The sequence below is a fragment of the Bacteroidota bacterium genome (assembly GCA_030706565.1).
GTDB lineage: Bacteria > Bacteroidota > Bacteroidia > Bacteroidales > JAUZOH01 > JAUZOH01.
In genome coordinates this window covers 1-20338 of the sequence record JAUZOH010000023.1, presented here as the reverse complement: position 1 = coordinate 20338, position 20338 = coordinate 1, and the positions used below count along the sequence as shown (strand labels likewise).

Annotated in this window: 14 protein-coding genes; 3 read left to right on the top strand and 11 right to left on the bottom strand. The window is 40.7% G+C overall.

Annotated features, from left to right (window positions below):
• The 9 genes from Q8907_02720 to Q8907_02680 form a co-directional block, all read right to left on the bottom strand.
• On the bottom strand, window positions 1-3848 hold a 3848-nt coding region (locus tag Q8907_02720; protein ID MDP4273172.1), incomplete at its 3' end, for a two-component regulator propeller domain-containing protein.
• Window positions 3849-4037: 189 nt separating this feature from the next.
• The gene (locus Q8907_02715) at window positions 4038-6614 is read right to left on the bottom strand and encodes a M14 family zinc carboxypeptidase (protein MDP4273171.1); all 2577 of its coding nucleotides are present in this window, start codon (window positions 6612-6614) and stop codon (window positions 4038-4040) included.
• A 159-nt stretch (window positions 6615-6773) separates the two neighbouring features.
• Window positions 6774-8126, bottom strand: coding sequence for a RagB/SusD family nutrient uptake outer membrane protein (locus tag Q8907_02710; GenBank protein MDP4273170.1), 1353 nt, complete (start codon window positions 8124-8126; stop codon window positions 6774-6776).
• Window positions 8127-8143: 17 nt separating this feature from the next.
• On the bottom strand, window positions 8144-11230 hold the full coding sequence (locus tag Q8907_02705; protein ID MDP4273169.1) for a TonB-dependent receptor: 3087 nt from the start codon (window positions 11228-11230) through the stop codon (window positions 8144-8146).
• A 354-nt stretch (window positions 11231-11584) separates the two neighbouring features.
• Window positions 11585-12541: a hypothetical protein gene (locus tag Q8907_02700; GenBank protein ID MDP4273168.1), complete on the bottom strand. Its 957-nt coding sequence runs from the start codon at window positions 12539-12541 to the stop codon at window positions 11585-11587.
• Window positions 12542-12770: 229 nt separating this feature from the next.
• The gene (locus tag Q8907_02695; GenBank protein MDP4273167.1) at window positions 12771-13466 is read right to left on the bottom strand and encodes a (Fe-S)-binding protein; all 696 of its coding nucleotides are present in this window, start codon (window positions 13464-13466) and stop codon (window positions 12771-12773) included.
• A gap of 2 nt (window positions 13467-13468) precedes the next feature.
• Entirely contained in the window at window positions 13469-14653 is a 1185-nt protein-coding gene (locus tag Q8907_02690) for a cysteine desulfurase family protein (protein MDP4273166.1), read from the bottom strand.
• Complete coding sequence (locus Q8907_02685; protein MDP4273165.1) at window positions 14640-15341, bottom strand: GTP-binding protein; 702 nt, start codon at window positions 15339-15341, stop codon at window positions 14640-14642. The genes Q8907_02690 and Q8907_02685 overlap by 14 nt, the downstream gene beginning before the upstream one ends.
• 114 nt (window positions 15342-15455) lie before the next feature.
• Entirely contained in the window at window positions 15456-16241 is a 786-nt protein-coding gene (locus Q8907_02680; GenBank protein ID MDP4273164.1) for an ATP-binding cassette domain-containing protein, read from the bottom strand.
• Between the two features lie 127 nt (window positions 16242-16368).
• On the opposite strand from Q8907_02680, the gene Q8907_02675 reads away from it, so the two are divergent.
• Together Q8907_02675 and Q8907_02670 are read left to right on the top strand one after the other, a co-directional pair.
• Window positions 16369-17055: a Crp/Fnr family transcriptional regulator gene (locus Q8907_02675; protein ID MDP4273163.1), complete on the top strand. Its 687-nt coding sequence runs from the start codon at window positions 16369-16371 to the stop codon at window positions 17053-17055.
• Window positions 17056-17057: 2 nt separating this feature from the next.
• A complete protein-coding gene (locus tag Q8907_02670) occupies window positions 17058-17516 on the top strand; it encodes an Rrf2 family transcriptional regulator (protein MDP4273162.1) in 459 nt (152 codons plus the stop codon).
• A 179-nt stretch (window positions 17517-17695) separates the two neighbouring features.
• Here the strand turns inward: Q8907_02670 and Q8907_02665 are convergent, their stop codons facing one another.
• A complete protein-coding gene (locus tag Q8907_02665; protein ID MDP4273161.1) occupies window positions 17696-18364 on the bottom strand; it encodes a corrinoid protein in 669 nt (222 codons plus the stop codon).
• Window positions 18365-18377: 13 nt separating this feature from the next.
• Window positions 18378-19094 (bottom strand): vitamin B12 dependent-methionine synthase activation domain-containing protein, encoded by a 717-nt coding sequence (locus Q8907_02660; GenBank protein MDP4273160.1) that lies wholly within the window; start codon window positions 19092-19094, stop codon window positions 18378-18380.
• A 224-nt stretch (window positions 19095-19318) separates the two neighbouring features.
• Between Q8907_02660 and Q8907_02655 the strand changes: the two genes are divergently transcribed.
• Window positions 19319-20338, top strand: a 1020-nt coding sequence (locus Q8907_02655) for a uroporphyrinogen decarboxylase family protein (GenBank protein ID MDP4273159.1), incomplete at its 3' end; no start/stop codon positions are given.

The following is a 20338-nucleotide window of genomic DNA, read 5'->3' as shown; positions in this document are numbered from 1 at the left end:
ACTTCTGAAACGGAGAATTTTTGTTGGGCCAGGAGCATGGCTGCCTTTTTCATGCGGATAGTGCGGATATAATCAACCGGCGTAAGCCCCGTAAGCTGTTTGATATGCCGGTAAATTTGTTTGGAATTTATTCCGGATATCTCACTGATGCGGGTTACATTTAAATCGACATCAGCAATTTTATCTTCAATTATGTTTGTTATATTACTTAGAAATTTTTCATCCCAGGATTGAGCTTCAATGGTTGTTGGGGTAGAAATGGCATCAATCCTTATTTTTTCTTTCACTTTTTCTTTCGTTTTCAGTAATTGTTTGATCTTTAATTTCAACAATTCCGTATCGAATGGTTTGGGAATAAAAGCATCTACATCCATTTTAATACTCATTTCTTGGGTGGTTTTATCATCTTTGGCCGTAAGCATAATAACCGGTACGAGCGAAACTTCCTTATTTTTACGCAACTGCCTGCACATTTCCAAGCCATCCATCACGGGCATCATCACATCGGTAATAATCAGGTCGGGATTGCCGGACAGCGCTGAGTCCAGACCGGTTTTCCCATTGTGGGCGGTTATACAACGATAAACAGGTTGCAATACCTGAAGGATGAAATCACAAACCTCTGCATTGTCTTCCACGATCAGAATGAGGGGTTTATCCGTTTCTACAGGTATAGTTTCATCGTAAACCGGATTATTCCCGGAAATGTATTCGGATACAGAAACCGGTTCCTGAATGGGGAAACTGATGTTAACCCTAGTTCCTTTATCTTCTTTGGATTCGATGGATATTTTACCCTGGTGCAGTTCAACATAGCTTTTTACCAGATAAAGTCCTATTCCTGTTCCTTCCAGCTTATTTTTAGTCTTTTCGGACTGGAAAAAGCGGTCGAAAACAAAGGGTATATCTTTTTCCGGAATCCCTATGCCGGTGTCGGAAACCGAAAGCAAAATATATTTGTCATCAACCTTCAGTCCAAATTCTATTTTTCCTCCTTCATTGCAGTATTTACAAGCGTTTGAAAGAAGATTATTGATAATCGATTCAAACTTAACGACATCAATGTTCAGGTTCAATATTTTAACTTTCGGGATAAAGTTTGCCTGTATATTTTTTGTGCGGAAAGCATCCTGATAAATGGAAAATATGCCGCGGCAGAATTCTACGAATTCTACTTGTGAAAGAATCAATGTATTTGCAGGAGAACCGTCTAACCGTTCAAAGCCTATAACCTGCTGAATGAGTGAATTCAGGTGCAACGCATTTTTCCGTACCAGATTAAGTTGCTTTTTTAATTGGGGATTTTTTGTTTCAGACAAAAGCTGGCTTACAGGGCCCAAAATCAGGCTCAAAGGCGTTTTAAAATCATGCGACACGTTGGTAAAAAAGTCAATTTTCATCCGGGTAAGTTCAAGTGTTTTTTTTCGTTTAATTCGCTCAATTTTAGCCAGATGCTTGTCCTGAAAATAACGAATCACCCACAATACAAAGCCGGTGAACAGTAAGGCATAAATTATCTTTGCCCAAAGGCTGTAGTACCAGGGAGGACGTACAGTCAGTGAAAAACTGAGCAGGTTAACGGGACGGTTGTCCAATGTCGGTAATCCGATGTGCAGGATATAATTTCCCGGAGAAAGATTGGTGTATGAAATCCGGTTGGTATAATTCCTTAAGGTTCTCCACACGTGGTCGGCTCCTTCAAGATAATAGATGAATTTCGTGTCTTCATCCTGTGAATAGTTCAGATTGGAAAATTCGAAACTGACGTTGTTTTGGTCGTGACTTAAAGTTATTTCCTTTAGATTTCGTATTCCTGCGCCTTTATAATCTTTCCCTGCCTGCAAGAACTTATCGTTTACCAATATTCCCGTAAGAACCAGACTGGGAACAGGATTGATTTTTCTGATTATATCCGAAGGGAAAACGGCAAACCCGTCTACTCCTCCCAGATAGAGCCGTTGGGAAGAAGCATCATAAAAACTGCACGAAAAGTCTTTGCTTATGATACGGACATGTTGAAGTTGAAGGTTCCGCTTGTTCAAAACAAAGGTTCCGTCCGGGCCACTTATCCAAATATGATTATTTTCTTCGGAAAGCGACCGGACCCGTATATCTTTGAAAATATCGGTTTTTATGGGTTCAACCTTGTTGTTAACCGGATTTATCCGGCTCAAACCACCAAAATAACCTACCCAAACATATCCTTCCCGGTCACAAATCAGGCTATAGGAACTGCCATTGGCAATGTGTGATTCTGTATATTTGATTTCCTTGACTTCTCCAGTTTGGGGATTTATTTTATCAAGCCAGTTGTTGTAGGTCAGTGCCCAGATATTATTTCTTTTGTCGCTGATTATCTTTAAAATATAATTATCTGACAAGCCACCTCTTCCTTTGTGCTGGTAGAAATTTTCTTCAGCGATATAATATGGACTAGTATTTGCCAACAATTTCTGTTTGTCAACTACAAATATCCCGCCCAGGCAGGTTGCAATCCACAGCCTGCCTTGCTTATCTTCAAATAGTTGGTATGACCAGTTGGTATTACGGGTTTTTGTTTTGTCAACAATGTTGTACCTTACAAACTGGTGTTTAGTGAAATTATACCGGTTTATACTACCATCCGTAGCGACCCAAAGTTGATGACCATGATCTTCATATATATCCCGGATCTGGTTATGAGAAATGGGGTAGCGGTCATCTCCCATCTTATACCAGATATATTTTTCGTTTGCTGAAGGACTGAATATCAGTCCGTTGGTGCCACCGTACCACAGATTTTTTCTGGAATCCTTGAAAATACACTTCAACTGATTACCATCTCCCGAACCGGTGATCTGAGAAATCAGTATCCAACTGTAATTTTTATTATATCGATAGTGCGAAACGCCGTAATCGGTTCCAAACCAGGCATTACGGTACTTATCCATATAGATTGCTTCTATTATATTGTTTGTCAAGGATTTGACATCTCTTGAGTCGTGAACAACATGCATTACCGATTTTTGTTCCGGATAATAAATATATAATCCGTTATCCGTGCCAACCAGTAAATTGTGGCTGTTGTCTGCTGCCAGCGATTTTATGGAATTGCCGTTCAGCGCTTTGACACATTCCACTTTATGGGTGGCCGGGAAGTAACAAAAAAGATAACCTTCGGTTCCCACCCAGATACACCTTCGCCTTGTATCCTCATAGAGAGCATTAACCAGGAGATTATTCTTTTTTGATAATATGGGCAACTCTATCTTTTGAAAACAATTTAGTTTTTCGTCCAGATAACAAAATCCATTATAGGTTCCCACGTATAAGGTATTGTTTGTTGAATTTAACAGCGAATAAATGGTGCGGTGCGGAATACCATGATCATACTTGCGAATCAGCTTTTGTATCTTTCCACCAATGATATTGTAGCAATAAAGTCCGTTTTGTGCCCCGATCCAAAGTTGATTCCGGTGAAGAACCAGAGAACGGATATCAGCCCCAAAGGAAATTTCAGGATTTTCATATTGGTCGGTTATCGTGTTATATAGAAGAATTCCGTTATCGGTTCCCAGAAACAAAAGATTTTTTTGAAGTAATATGCCGCAATTTATCCTTATCCCCGTTTTTATGTCGCTGTTTTTAGGAACATAGAGATGGGCTTCAGCATTGTACCCGTTGTAGCTGTATAGCCCCCTGTCCGTTCCCATCCAGATTAAACCCATATTATCCTGAATGAAACAGTAAACCACTGAAGCGTCCGATCCCAGATAAAAGTTATCAAAGTCATGATAAATATTCACTTTCCCATATACGGAACAGCAAATTAGGAAGAAAGCAACAGAAAAATATTCTCTTAACTTCATGTTTTATTCTCTTAAGGCAGATTTTGATGGCCTGATTCTGATATAAAAGTAAAATTATTGAACTTAATATTTACTTTTTTATGATTTAAAATTTTGCCAGAACTCGCAATCAACTCAGTTTTGCAAAACAAAAAAAGAAGAACTTCCCGAAGGAAATTCTTCTTTCTGCCTGACTTAACTTATTTAAAATCAATACCTGTTTTGTCTGTCAAGGTGATTGCCGAACAATACCGAGTTCAGGAATAAGCGGCTGGTTTCGGGCCAGGTGGCTCTGAAATTTGGATTATCGGAGAACAGGATAATGGTTCCTGCCCCAACATTCACATAATCAATGGCCGAAGTATTTCTAATCTTTGCTATATTTTCCTTTGACACATATCCGTTCACCAGGGGATCTGCTGTATATTTTGCAACTGTTCCCCAGGGAGATTTTGTGGGTTTTAATAAAGTAAATTCATCGCGGATCACAAAAATACTGCGGTTTCTAAACCCAAAACCGATGGGATTGGTAATATCCAGATCTACCGTATAAATTGAACCGCTTAATCTTTTGCTTCCTTCATGCTCATAGGCATTTACAAAATCAATTCTTTCCTTATCCGGCAAAGTTTTGGCGGTATCAAGAAGATTTTCAGCTACAAGCCCTTGTTTTACGGCCCATTCAGATGCTTTTTCAAAGGTGATCAGCACATTACCCTGGGCCACCCATTTTTTGATCTTTTCACTGTTTTTGCCCAGATTGTCATAAAACCCGTTGGTAATGACGAGCGTGTTGTACTTGTCGAGATCAGCGCGATCAAGCAGGGAAGTATTAAGCTTTGTGACCGGTGCGCCAAGATATTGATTCAAGACGAACCAGGTTTCGCCGACTTCAGTAGAATAGGTGTCTGGTCCGGACAGGATAGCAACTCTGGGTTCCTTGACCGCCCTGATATTTTCACTGCCCAAGTCAATACCCTTAATACTAAATCCCGTATTGACACTATAAAAGGTAAGGCTATTTTCTTTGCTGACATTTTCAATTAACCTGTATAACGAATCTGCTGAGATAGATTGAGTAGCTACCGGGATGACGATGGTTCCGTATCCAAATTCTTTTTGTGCACCGCCGATTTGGGTTGTGAAGGGCTTAAAGGTTGTTTTTGCAACAATGCCGGCTTGAAGCAATGAATATAAAGCTTTATATGAATTGAATTCTGTCCATTCCAGCAGGTATGCATATTGCGTGGGCCCATTTATTACGCCGCCGTTTAGCTTTCTAACTTCATTAACCTGTTGGCCTTTACTGAAATTTTGATCTTTGATTTTGGCATATTGAATACCGTAGGCATGGATCAATGACCAAGCCGTAATATCCATGAAGATTGAATCTTTGAAAGTATGGTTTTCTTCAAATATGGAATGTACCAGGCGATACTGTGGTTGTTGTGTTGGTACCAGGTAAGCATAGCCGGCTTCAAAATTCTTATTGTTTAACGAAAGATTTTTAGACAGTTCATAAACCTGGATGTGATGCCTTAGTAACAAATCAAGAAATTTCTGAGTCAGCGACTGATCTGCTTTATCTCCGAAAACAAAGGCTTTATCTGGATTGCTTTTTGCCAGATCGAGCGCAGAGGTATAAAAATCCCTTTGATGTTTCAAAAAGGTAATCCGTTCATCATAAGCTGCTTTTACGGTGGCTATGCTGGTTACAAACTGATTCCTGATGGTAAAGGGAAAGGTAACTTTACCGGTTTTACTTTCCTGAACCAGTCCGCGGGAACTACCCTGTTCAAGGGTTGTCCCTACACCTCCGGTAATATCCGGGTAGGTAGAGCCGTAGATCGGCGCAATATTATCAAATTCTTCCTTGGTAAAGTAAAAGGAACCTATTTTGTCCAAAGCTTTTGAAAAATGGTCAGCCAGGATGACATTTAATTTTTCATAGGTAGAGGTTGGAGTTACCGGATTCCAGGTACTGTAAGGCTTTGATGGTTCGAAATAATAAGTGCTGTTGGTGCCCATTTCATGGTAATCATCAAAAATATTGGGATACCACTGGTGGTAAAAAGCAATTCTGGCCTGACTTTCAGGAGCAACTAAATTTAACCAGTCACGGTTGAGGTTGATGGAGTAATGATTTCCCCTGGCTCCGGGCCAGTCCTCAACATGTTCCTGATCCAACGGATCAGAAGTCGGAGGGAACGATTTCCACGAATTGTGCCAGTTTGCTGCATGGTCCCTTCCATCCGGATTTAAGGCAGGTTCGATAAGAACAACAACTTTGCTTAAATAGTTTTGTATTTCTGCATCCTGCGAAGCCGTAAGGTAATATGCAGCTAGGAGAGAGGCTTCCGTACTCGATGTTTCGTTTCCGTGTACGCCGTAGCCCAGGTATACGATGGCAGGTAGTTTATCGTAGTCGGGTTCCGGCTGGGAAGGATCGGCAAGTTTCAGATGGGTTGTCCGGATATCTTCAAGCTTCGAAATGTTTTCTGACGAAGAAATGGTTAAAATCACCAAATCCCTTTCTTCATGCGTTTTGCCAATGACATTAAATTTTACTTTATTTGAAAGCCTGGCAAGTTCCCTGAAATATTCCACGACTTTGTCGTAGCGTGTGAAGTGTGATCCAATGGGGTAACCCAAAAACTGTTCGGGTGTCGGGATATTTTTATCAAAATTCCGGCTGCTGAACAAATAGCTGCTCTGGGCATAAAGTTGATTGATGGACAGAACAAATAATAGGATTATTAATCCTGCCCGGGATAATTTATTTTTCATACTTAATAATTTATTTTTAAAAGACGTATGGAACTCCATGTTTGCTATTTCCATTGATGTTTGTGTTTAATCTGCAAACTTGTTTGTTTCATTTGTAGGTAATTTTTAATTTAAAGCAGGTTCCAAATTTTTGGAACCTGCTTTATTTAATGTTGTTCATTAATAGCCCGGATTCTGTGTCACATCCGGGTCAGAGAGAATGTCTGAAGAAGGGATGGGGAAGAGCCAATAATTGGAATTGGTGATTCCCAGGACAGCACCGGTTCTTTTAGTCCTGGACAGATCGAACCAGCGATGGGATTCAAAAGCAAATTCTATACTGTTTTCATCTTCAATCGCCTGGATTATGTCGGACTGGGTAGTTGCAGAGGTTCCGGGAACATCGGCTCTTGCCCTTACCAGGTCAAGATCACTGATGGCTCCTGCTAAATCCGGTTTATCCTTTTTGGCACGGGCTTCAGCCCTGATCAGGTATAATTCAGCTATCCGGATGACATAGGCAGGATCCGTACTTGTTGCACTGGTGTTGTACAAGGCGCCGTAAATTTCATTGGTTTTGCTGGCTGCAATCAGACTTTTCCTGGAACCTCCGATGTTCGGGTCATTGATTTTCGTAATGAAGGAATCAGAAGGTTTTAAGGTATATTGGCCACCCAAAGAAACCGGATACCATAAATTCCAGAAACCATTCTGGTCATTTGATGTGAAGGTCAACTCAAACACCGATTCTGAACTTAAAAAAGGTGAAGTAAAGAACAATTTATAGGGCTTGACCAATGAATATTTTGTGTTGTTAATTACCTGGGTTGCATAATATTCGGCACTGTCCCAGTTTTCGCGATAAAGATCGAGCCTTGCCCGCAAGGCCCTGGCAGTGCTTTTCTGTGCACGGTTTCTGGTAGTGGCATCTTCAGGCAATAAGCTTTCGGCCTGTTTCAAATCAGTCTGCACCTGGGCATAAGTTTCATCGAGTGTACTTCTCTTGATTCCGCTTAAAACTGAAAGATCAGAAGTGGGCTTCAATTGCAGTTGTACGCCTCCCCAGCCTCTGCCCAGGTCAAAGTAACCCAGGGCACGGATAAAATAGGCTTCACCCAGAATTTTATTTTTTTCATCGCTGCCTAAGGTGGGGTCCGTTACGCCGGGCACGTAAGCAATCACGGAATTGGCCGAATTGATGGCTTTATAAATTTTCTGATAAGCATCAACAGTGATCACGTTATCCGAAGGGATTGCATTCTGGTCTAATTGCAGGTATTGGGAAAGCGATCCGTTGTACGTTACATTGTCTGCCGTAATTGCACCGAGAGTCGGAAAATCTCCGGCATAATAGCCCTGCAATGCATCGTAGGCACCAAGAATAGCTGCTCTTGCAGTTCCTGCATCGGTAATAGATTTCTCCGTAGTAATGGCATTTTCCGGATTTTCTTCCAGATATTTATTGCACGAGGCAAATAATAAGGAAGTTGAAAGAAGAAATATATTGATTAAAGGTCTATATGGATGTTTCATAACTTTTTACTTTTAAATTAAAATGAGACATTAATACCTGTCAGGATGGTACGGGGCTGAGGAACGGTTGCCCAATCGTATCCGGCAGTGTTCTGGTTGTTGCTTTGAGAGCTTATTTCCGGATCAAGACCTCTGTACTTGGTGAAAGTGAGCAGGTTTGAAACGGATATGTATGCTCTTACCCTGCTGATGTGCAGTCTGGAAGTCAGGGAAGCCGGAATCGAGTATCCCAGTGAAATATCTTTTACCCGGACAAAGGAACCATCATCCAGATAACGGGTAGAACGGTTTGCAACAACCCCGCCATAGTTATTGGCCGAACCTCCGTTTACGTTTGTTGAAGGATCTCCGGAATAGCTGGTGATCAGCCTTGGGATATCTGTTACATCGCCTGCTTTCTGCCATCTTTCCAACTGGCGTTTTAAAAAGCCGATGTTGTTTTGTGTTCCCCCATGAACCATGAAGAATTCATTCATATTCATTATTTTATTGCCATGTTGGAAATAAACAAATATTTTCAGGTCGAAACTCTTATAGGAAAAGGTATTGGTAAGTCCCCCTGTATAATCCGGCAAAGCATTCCCTACAACTGTGCGGTCATCAGCCGTAAGGATTCCATCCTTTTTCACATCTTCGTAAACTGCATTTCCGGTTTGAGGATCGACATATAATTGATTGAAGAGATAGAACGAATTGATGGCATATCCTTTACGCAAAATCGAAGTATTACGCCCTGAAGCGCCTAGGGTAATATCTGAGGCTAACTTTTCGATTTTGTTTTTGTTTGTTGAAAGATTGAAATCTGTCGTCCAGCTGAAACCTTTAGGATTATCGAAATTGGCTGAATGAAAGCTGAATTCAAATCCTTTATTGCTGACTGCGCCATAGTTTTGCAGGTAGGTAGTAAACCCGGAACGGTAAGGTACCGGTACGTTCAGCAGCAAGTCATAGGTATATTTATCGTAATAGTCGATGTCAATACTCAACCTGTTTTTAAGAATTTCGAATTCAGTCCCAAAATCTGTCTGACGGGTAGTTTCCCAGGTAAGGTCCGGGTTTGCTAACTGTGAGGGTGCTGTACCTGCCTGGTTGATGTAATTATATCCGGCTGACCATAATCCCTGAGCTGCATAAGCGCCTATACCGTTCTGGTTACCTGATAACCCGATGCTGGCCCTGAATTTAAGTTCATCGAAAATCCCCAGTTTCTTGACAAAATCTTCCTTGCTGGCATGCCAGGTAATACCTGCCGACGGGAAATATCCCCAACGTTTGTTTTTACCAAATTTTGATGAGGCATCAGCACGGATACTTCCATCGACTGTGTATTTGTCGTTGTAGGTGTAAGTGGCTTTACCAAAGAAGGAAACCAGTTTGCTCTCCGATTTTGAAGAGGATCCCGTAGTAGAAGCCGCAACGGATATGTCTTTCAGACTGTTTGAAGCAAATCCTGTTCCGATAGCACTGGTCGATTGAACCTGAACGGTATTCAACGTGTTTCCGATCAAAGCATTGATGTTATGCTTTTTGCCTTGGCCGAAAGATTTTATAAAATTAAGAACCTGTTCATTGGTATAAACAATATTTTTTGCACTGTATGCGTCGGCTTCACCGTTTGTTGCATAGCCTGCGCTAATGAGTGTGTTTGAATAATCATTTTCTGATAAATCGTCATCGTCTAAACTCCAGGTGCTGCGTAATTTTAATTCTGGAAGAAAGGCATACTCCCCATAAACGTTACCAGTGGTACGCCATCCTACTGCATTGTTATCTAGATTGTTAATTAAAGCAATAGCATTGTCAAAACTTCCGTATTTAGCATAACTACCATCAGCATTATAAACAGGAAGATATGACTTTGGGTATAGTGCAGAGTTGATGACTCCCTGGGGGTTATTGTCATTGCTGCTTACGTTTCTCCAAGTTCTTGTAATGTTGAGGCTGGTTCCTACTTTTAATTTTCTGGTTAGATTGTTGTCATAGTTCAACCTCCCGGAATATCTTTCAAAATCGGATGGCTTGACGATAGATTCCTGTCGGAGGTAGCCCACTCCCACATAATACGTGCTTGTTGACGTTCCACCCTGGGCCGAAAGTTCATAATTGGAGGTGGCCGCTGTTCTGAATAAACCGCTGATGCGGTCGTAAGTCGGAACTGATGAAGGGTCAGTAAATGGTAAAACGATGGATGCAGAAGAGATACCTTGGGCTATTGCTGTATTATGATAAGACTCATTTTTCAAGGTTGCATATTCAGGTCCGGATACCACCTTATACTTTTTAATGAAGTTGGACCATCCGTGCGAAGCATTAAACTCAATTTTGGCTTTTTGATTTACTTTTCCCCGTTTGGTAGTAACAATTACAACACCGTTAGCTCCCAATGATCCATAAATGGCTGTGGCATTGGCATCTTTCAATATCTCTATTGATTCAATATCTGCAGGATTGATATCTGCAATCGGGTTTGATGCTGCCTGGTTGCCCATGCCTGTCTGAATGAGATTACTGCTGCTGATAAAAACACCATCGATAATGTACAAGGGTTCGACTGCTGCATTGATGGAGTTGCTCCCTCTAATTCTAAAAGTCAAACTTCCTCCGGGGACACCGGAATTAGACAAAACCTGTACACCCGTCGCTTTCCCTTGCAAAAGTTGGTTAAAGCCCGGAACTGATTCATTATCCTTAAGTACATCGGAACTCACCGATGCTATGGAACCGGTAATGAATTTTCTTTCCTGGCTGCTATAACCGGTAATAACAACTTCATTAAGACGGTTAGTAACGGCATCCAGGGAAATGAACAGACTTTCGATGCCGAATACTTCGACTTCCTGCGATTTGTAACCGATGGAACTTATTACCAATGTAATCGGCAAAGGCTGGTTAATCTTTAAGCTGAATTCTCCTTTTACATCGCTGACTGTCCCATCTGGATGACCCTTAACACTGACTTTTGCTCCGATCAGGGTCTCTTGTGTTTTAGCATCAATGATGGTACCTGTAATTGTATTCGACTGCTGGGCGGTTATCCATCCCGCCTGTAAGATAAATAAAAGTAATAAAATGATTTTATTTATTATGTAATGATGTTCTTTCATATTCAGATAGTTATAAAATAAATAATCTATTTAATTTTTCTAAATTACTATAGTTTTTCCGGGTTGCTTTTTCAGCAACAACATCGCAGCATTTGTTTCATAATTGATCGTTTTTTATGTGATTGTTTAAAAGAAAGAATACAGGTATTTATGTCAATACCTTCTTGATATTGAGGGATAAATTAAAATAGGAATTTAAAATTGATTGTTAAAAAATATGCACAAGTAGTGCCTGATACCTCTATTTTTTCTTGAAAATAGGTAAAAGAATAGAGACATCAGACAAACTACTACTGACAAACATGCAAATTAACCTGATTTAGTTTATAACTGATAATAATGAATCCTGCTAATCTATTTTTGAACGGTCAGAACATTTAAACTTTCGTTGCTGTTTTTCAGGAATCCATAGAGATGGTTGTAATTCTGACCGCTGTTTTTTACCCAGTTGACAAATTTTCCCACTTCCTGGTTTTCGCTGCCTGCATACACAAAGCTGATGACATCAGTGGGAATGCTTTTGTTGGGATTGTTTTCGAGGTATGAAATCACCTGATCCAGGTTATCATAAATTTCCTCATTTTTCTCTAAACGTCCATTGTTATTCAAATCGATGGGAAGCACTTTGATTCCATTTACAGGCAACCGGTTTGTTAAATCGTAAACAAGTCCAAGACTGTTGTATGCAACTCCTGTAGAATCTTTAAGTACAGAGTTAATTAAATACTTGTCATCCCCGGCCACAATAACTCCTTTTAAGTTATTTGCAGGCTTTCCAAAATATTTTGACAGGATTTGAGCAGAAGATGATTGAGGAGACTTGGTATAAACGGTATACGTGATTTTATTTTTTGGTGCATCCTCTTCCCAGACTTCTTCTTCCTTTTTCAAAAAGATATCCTTTAATTCCTGTTGTTTAAAACCTTTTTTAAATTGCTTGGAAAATCCCTGGTTTTTTTTGCTGGTTATGGGCAGCAAAGCCACTTCCCCTACTATTACCAGGCTGTCCGTATTTTTAACTTCATTTTGATTCTGGGTACTTGTAATTATTTTCAAGTCGATTTTTTCATTTTTCCCAGGATTCTTGACCAGCTTAAAATTCACCTCCGGATTATATTTGGAATATTCGCTTATCCATTTTTCGATTAATGGATAGGTATAGGAAGTCCCGGATATGCTGATGGTTTCATTATGTTTCTGTGCATTTGCATTCATGTAACAACACATCATCATTAACATGATCAACATTATTCTACTCAAATTTCTCTCCGGCTTGCGGCTTCTCTCTCTAAATTTTACTGTTGTCTTCATATCGTGATGTTTTTAAATTATTACGGTACAAAGATTGAAAAACCTCATCATTATTGAAATACCGGCGATATGGTATTTATTATACCACAAACAAGGTAGTTTTGACAGACCTAAAAACGGTATGAAATTGGATATGTAACATGCTATATTTTAATACCAAAAACAAAAATGACACATATCAGAAGAAATGCGTCATTTTTTAAATATTGCTATTTCTGAGCAGAGGAGATTACCCAATTAATAATCCTTCAACCCTGACTTTATAACTGCCATCTTTTAATTTGGTCACTGCGTTTACCAGGCCGCTATGCCTCCATTGCAGCATACATCTTCGCGGCAGGAACCAATAGCGGTGTCCCAGTTCTATTTTTTGTCTGGATTCCTTGATTATTCCTTCATAAGCCTGGGATACATAGAATCCGATATCAATAAAACCTTCGGTTCTGGGCCTCAGCGGACCTGTAACACACCAGTAAATAACCCCGTTGCGCGGGTCTACATCTGTCACCACTCCGCAATGGGTAACCGGGCAACCGCATGACATTCCCATCGGCCTGCCAATCATGACATCCCCTTTTTTTATTCCCAATTCTTTTACCAGGGTAGGGTTGTAGGGTAAAATAGTTTCCTTGGGCCCCGGTTCATTTTCAAATATATCCAGGATGAAATCGAAATCGCGTTTTTGGCTGTCTTTCCATCCAAGTCGTTGGCCCAGGTTTTCACTTCCGGCACAACTTAAACAATTTCCTTGCATTTCCTGGCCGTTTGTTGAGGAAGCTTTCAGGTGGATGCATTTTTTGATATCGGCTTCCTGACTTTCAATGGCCGACGAAAACCCTTCACATGATTTGTAGCCGCAGGCTCCACAATTAAGCCCGGGCAGAAGTGTTTTGGCATCTACATGTTTTGTCGTTTGTGTTTCCATTTTTATAATTTTGAAAAAATTGGGTTAAGTTGTTTAACTATTTGTTTTAGGGCATTGCAGAAAGAATCTATGTCTTCGCTGGTCGTAAAACGGCCTAGCGATATTCTGATGCCGCCCCGGGCTTCAAATTGATTAAGGCCGATAGCCTGCAGGACATGAGAAGCGCTGTGGGTTTGATCGTTCGATGAACAGGCGGAACCTGCAGAAACGGCTATCCCTTGTTCATCCAATAAAAGCAGCAGGCGGATGGTTTCTCCTTCCATCCCGTGAAAGCTAAAGTTCAAATGTCCGCAAAGCCTGTTGCCAGTTGGGCCGTTGATATATACATCTTCGAAATTGTCGGACAGGAAATTTGCCAGTTTGTCTCTCAACTTTCTTTGCCGTTCCGGCTCCTCTCCAATTTCAGCCATGCACAGTTCAACAGCTTTGGCAAAACCTATAATTCCGGGAATATTTTCAGTAGTAGATCGAAAACCACCTTCCTGTCCTCCGCCGTGCAAAAGCGGATTGATTTTAACTCCCTTTCTGATGTATAAAGCACCTACTCCTTTCGGTCCATAGATTTTGTGGGCGTTGATCGTAAGCAGGTCAATGCCTGTTTTGTTGACATCTATGGGGATTTTTCCATACGACTGGCAGGCATCCGAGTGAAAATAAACCTGATGGGCCTTACAGATGGCCGCAATCTCATCAATGGGCTGAATGGTGCCAATTTCGTTGTTGGCGTGCATCACCGAAACGAGAATGGTCTTGGGATTGATCACTTTTTCCAATTCGTCCGGATTTACCCGGCCTTCATTGTCTACATCGAGATAGGTAACATAAAATCCCTGATCTTCGAGCCACTGGCAGGAATGAAGAATACAGTCGTGTTCAATGGACGAGACAATAATGTGGTTGCCTTTTCCGCGATTTGCAAAGGCTATGCCCTTTAAAGCAAAATTATTGGCTTCAGTCCCGCCTGAAGTAAAGACAATCTCTTCGGGCAGGGCATTGATTGACGAAGCTATGGTTTGTCGAGCTTTATCCAGTGCTTCTTTGGCTTTTGTCCCAAAAGAATGCAGACTTGAAGCGTTGCCGCAGGTATCGCTAAAATAGGGCAACATTTCAGCCAATACCCGGTCATCCACGCGGGTGGTGGCTGCATTATCCAAATATACTTTATTGGCCATTTTATTCTCCGACATAAAAAAGTTCTTTATCCATGGTACGCAGTACGCCGAAATGGTTTTTAGCCCCGATTTCTTTCTTCCCCACACAGATTGTGCAGGTTCCGACAGGCGGATTTCCCCGGAGGTACATGGGCAACTGGATATCCGGACTGTTCAGGATCTTTTTTACGATGGGATCGATTCCGATTCCATATAGAGCATTGGTTTCTACCACCGAAATACCTTTGGCCGATTCCAATACCCTGTAACGGAAAACTTCGCGTTCGGCCTGGGAAACAAGATCTATTTTGGTGATTACGCTAATGTCGGCAAGTGTTAACATGGGGCCAATCTTGTGTGGGAGGTTCATCCCGCTTGTTGCTTCAAGCACAACGAGTCCCAGAGAATTTTCAACATAAGGGGAACATCGGAGGCACAGGCCTGCCGTTTCAACGAAAAGAAAGTCAGACCCGAGGTTGTCGGCCCATTCCACTACCTGGTCGAGGACGACGACATTGCAGTGGTCGGGGCAAAGTTCGCCGGAATAGATTTTCTTAACGGGAATGCCGAATTCTTCTTTGATTTTTTCGTCTTCATTGGCATACAGCACGTCAATCTTCACGTAAGCGGGCTTTAGTTTTCGGTTGATTATTCGCTTAATTACCTGCCTGATTACGGTTGTTTTACCGCAGGTCGGCGGCCCGGCAAATATTATCAGTTTCATGTTTATAAATTAAATTTAAAAAGGTACAATTAAAATGCTTATGGTTAAATGATGTATAGGTCAGTTTTAATGTTAGTTTCTGCATATCGTGCAGGTTTCATAGTGCATGTCTGATCAGACCAATATTTTATTCAGGTGTTCCACATCTAATTCTTCACCTTTACGGATGAGGCTCCTGTAGTGAAGAATGACATCATCAATAAGCTTCAGCTTATTTCCGACTTTCGTTTCTTCGGTACTTGAAACGATGATTTTTTGCATGGCTCCGTTTTTCATTACAATCCGGAAATCCGACAATAAAGCAATGGTGGGGTCGTGGGTAACAAAGACAAAAATTTTCCTATATGCCTTCAACAACTCCAGTGCTTTGGTTTTGTGAATCCCTGCATTTTCTATTTCATCGAGAAGAATGATCGGCGAGTTTCCTATAATCACTGCATCTGCAATGAGCAAAGACCTGGTTTGCCCGCCTGATAATTCAGTCATGGTTGTTTCTTTCACGATAGCTTCGCCGGTAAGCTGGTTTGCAAATTCGATGGTTTCGTCAATGACCTTATCAATGTTTTGGGCACCGCGGACTGTAGCATGAATGGTCAAAAATTCGCCCACGGGTAAATCGCTAAGGAAATTGGTATGCTGCGAAATCAGAGCAATGGGGTGTTTGGCCGGGTCAAAAGAAAAATCTTCAGGAATGGGTTCATCATTGATGAGAATCTGCCTGCCCGAGGGAGTGTTTCTGTTTGCAAACAACTCGATATCGTTGATCAATGTCGTTTTCCCACAACCGGTGGGGCCTACAATACTGACGATATCTCCCATGACAAGGTCAAATACTGGAACTTTTTCCGGACTTCCATCCTTTCCAAAACCTCCTTTAATTGTAATTTTATTAATAGACATGATGTTTATATTTTTCTATCAAAATTAATCATTAAGTCTATCGAATTAGTGTATATTTACATTCAGTTTTTAACTTGCAAACATGAAATATTTCATGTTTATGAATCGAAAAATTAATACTTAAACCATGTCTTTGAGCGATAAACCGGAATTTAAATGGTTCAGGCGAATTTCATTACGTTTCATTTCAAAGGAAGAGTTTGAAAAAATAATAAAAACTTCGGTAACCCTGAGTTTTAAAAGGGGTGAAACCATTCTGAAGCAGGGCGGATTATCCACTCACGTGGTTTGTCTTGAGAAGGGGATAGTTAAATTCAATTATGAGAATGAACTTAATAAGAATCTGATTCTTACTATTGTTTCCGCTCCTAAAATTCTGGGCGGGGCCAATTTGGTTTATAAGGACAACAATCTGTTTTCGTTTATTGCCGTTGAAGATTGCGAAGTAACCTTGATTGATGCTGCCGTTTTGGTGAGCATCATGTGCAAGAATGCCAAGTTTTCGATCATGCTTTCCCAGGTTGCATCCTCAATGTTTAAAACGGCTGTCTTAAATTTCATCAGCCTGGCATACAAACAGAAGGAGGGAAGAATTGCAGACATTTTGTTATATCTTTCTTCTGATGTTTATCACTGTACGAATTTCAACTTGTCGCTTACCCGAAAGGAAATGGCTGAGTTTGCCGGTTGTTCAACGGAAAATGTAATCATGACCTTATCCAAATGGCAAAATGAAAATATCATTCAGACTGACGGAAAACAGATGAAAATTGTTAATTTGGAACAATTAAAACATATTAGTAAAATTGGTTAAGTATGTTAACGCAAAAAACAAGATATGCAATGCTTTCGATGGTGAGGCTTTCACGGAATTATGGTGAAGAGCCTCTGACGATCAATACCATTGCAGAAAGTGAAATGATACCCAAGCGCTTCCTGGAAGCTATTTTACTGGAACTCAAGAAAAACGGTTATTTAGGCAGCAGACTTGGTAAAAGCGGCGGATATTATTTGGTGAAAAAACCGAAAGATATTAGTTTATTGGAAATTATCAGGTTGTTCGAAGGAAGCATTGCCTGGCTGGCCTGTACTTCAGAAAAATATTATAAACCCTGCGAGCATTGCAAAGAGGAGGCTACTTGTTCTATAAGGCTTACGTTTAAAGATATCCGGGAATATACATTTAATAAACTGGCCGGTGTTTCTTTTGCAGATCTAATTGCAACACCTCATTCTTTTGCTGGCGGTAAAAGTTTGGAGAACCTGCCAATTTAAAAAGTGGACATCCCCAATAAATGGGGAAATATCAGGCTGTCCACCTGATATTTCCCAAGCTTATGCAGTATTTATGACTCTTTTAATGAAAGATCAGTCATACTTTCGGTTTCTTCAGTCTTTTGAATTAATTTTAGTCTGCTAATTAATGTCAATAATAGAACAAATATATAAAATTACTATGCAACCAGGGTGCTGAGGTACTCAATTGCGCCCTGGGGATCAGCAGAATAGAAATCGGCGCCGATTTTGTCGCAAAATTCCTGATTTACCGGGGCTCCGCCAATACATATCTTTGAAGCTGGAACTTTCTCTTTCAGCTGTTTAACGGTAATATTCATATTTTCCATTGTTGTGGTAAGCAAAGCCGATAAGCCGATGGTGCAGCCAGGGTGCTGAGAGGCTGCTTCTATAAATTTTTCGGGTTTAACATCGACTCCCAGGTCTATTACTTCCCAGCCGTTACCTTCGATCATCATGGCAACAAGGTTTTTGCCGATATCGTGAAGATCACCCATTACGGTACCGATGATGAAAGTTCCTTTGTGTTGTACGGTACCTGAGGCAAAATAAGGTTTCAGGTGTACCATGGCTGTGTTCATCGCCTTTGCCGACATTAAAACCTGGGGAACGAATACTTTATTCTCCCTGAATTTAACCCCAACTTTCTGCATTCCTGAAATCAGAGCTTTTGACAGGATATCCTGTACCGGAACCCCGCTATCCAGGGCAAGTTTCGTAAGCTCATCGGCTCCGTCCATCCCTTTCATATCCGGAGGATAGGGTGAAATTTTGTTGATTTTTCCAAATTCGACACAGTGGGCAATTTTTTCCAGTATCTCTTCCATAGTAAATTAAGGTTTATGAATGATGAATTGTTGTTTGTTTTTTACGATTACGGTATATACAAAAATCCTGGTCGCACAGGCCGCAGGCATAATTATGCTTTTTAATCGAAGTTCCAATCCCGATAACTCCGCTGACACTTTTTATAGGATACATCAGGGCGCTTTCTGAAAGTTGTACTCCGCAGAATTTTTCCGGGAGAAGGGAAAATAATTTATGTTGTTCAGCAACATCCCATCCGCAATATCCTGGGCTGAAGCGATTTGAGATGTGCAATCCTTTGCATGAAAGTGCAGTTTCCAATTCCTGCTGAATCTTATCCATAGCTGATTCTACAATCAGTGAGCCGATTACATCCAAAATATAACCTGTTATCATATCACCGTCGGCCATTTGTCTTTTAGAATAATTGCTTATTCCCGGACCGGCTGTACAGAGGAAAAGGACTGCGTTTTCTGATTTTCTTAACTGGTTGAATATTATTTTATGTACATAAAAAGGAATGGAATCTATCTTGACTATTTTCTGGTTTTGATCGAATTTTACCTGCTCGAAATATTTGAAACCTCCTTCAATGGCACACAGCTTTTCAGCCATAGAAAGGGATTCGTCAATTAACGCAGGAAATGGTTCCGGAATGTTTTCGTTTTCGTACCCCATTGCATTTCCTACATTTTCCCGTGTCAGGCTTAAATCCTGAAAATTGTAAGAAAATGTTGTAATCGGATTCATATCTTATCCGTAAATAAATTAAATTCACAAGTTCAAACTCATGAAATTTTAAGTGTTTACAAAAATAGAAAACATTTATATTTGATTTTATTTAAAATCTTAATATTAAAATCTGATTTTCCAGAATCAGAATTAAAAACTTGTTTGAAGGGAATTTCTTTAACATATTCTGCTTTTAGTAAATTTACTTTTTTTATCTGATAAAGAACCAAAAACATAATTCAATGACACATCAGCAATGGAATGATTTACTGGCTGTAATAAAGGGAGAGAAACCTTCTGTTACTCCAATAGGATTTATTATTGACAGTCCCTGGTTGCCGGGATGGAACAATATTTCCAGCCTTCAATATTATAGTTCGGATACTTTATGGTTTGAAGCCAACAAAAAGGCGATTGAAACCTTTCCTGAAGTCATGTTTTTGCCGGGTTTCTGGTCGGAATACGGCATGTGTACCGAGCCCTCGGCTTTTGGCTCAAAGCTTGTTTTCAACAAGCTTAACCTTCCCCATGCCGGTAAGATAATTACTGATATTTCGCAGGTTTCTTCACTGCAAAAACCTAATGTTAACACTGATGGTTTGTTGCCCTTCGCCATCCAGCGGCTGGAAACCTGTCAATCCATGATGCAGCAATGTGGCCATGAAATCAAATTTGCCGTTGCCCGCGGTCCATTGAACATTGCCTCATTTTTGATGGGGACTACGGAATTTATGATGGCTATGATGATGAATCCCGAGGAGACCCATCAGCTTTTAAAGATCATTACTGAGTTTACCATCGACTGGCTGCAGCTTCAGAAAGAGACGTTCCCTTCAATTGACGGCATTTTCATATTGGATGATATTGTCGGTTTTGTAGGTGAGCCGGAGTGTAAGGAATTTGTAGTGCCTTATTTAACTCCGATTTTCCATGCGTTTGAAAATAAAGTCAGGTTTTTTCATAATGATGCACAGGGACTGGTGAGTACGCCGTTTTTACAGGAGATAGGAGTGAACCTCTTCAATTTCAGTTTTGAACATCCCGTCAATGAGATCCGGGGGCTGGCCGGGCCGGAGATCGCATTACTGGGCAATTTACCGCCAAGGGATGTACTGGCTACCGGCACGCCGGAACAGATTGCAACGGCGACTGAGCAAATGTGGAATGATGTTCAGGATAAAAGCAGGATGATCTGGTCCTGTGGCGGCGGAATGCCCCAGAATGTGCCAACTGAGAACATCCGGGCTTTTATTGAGGTTATT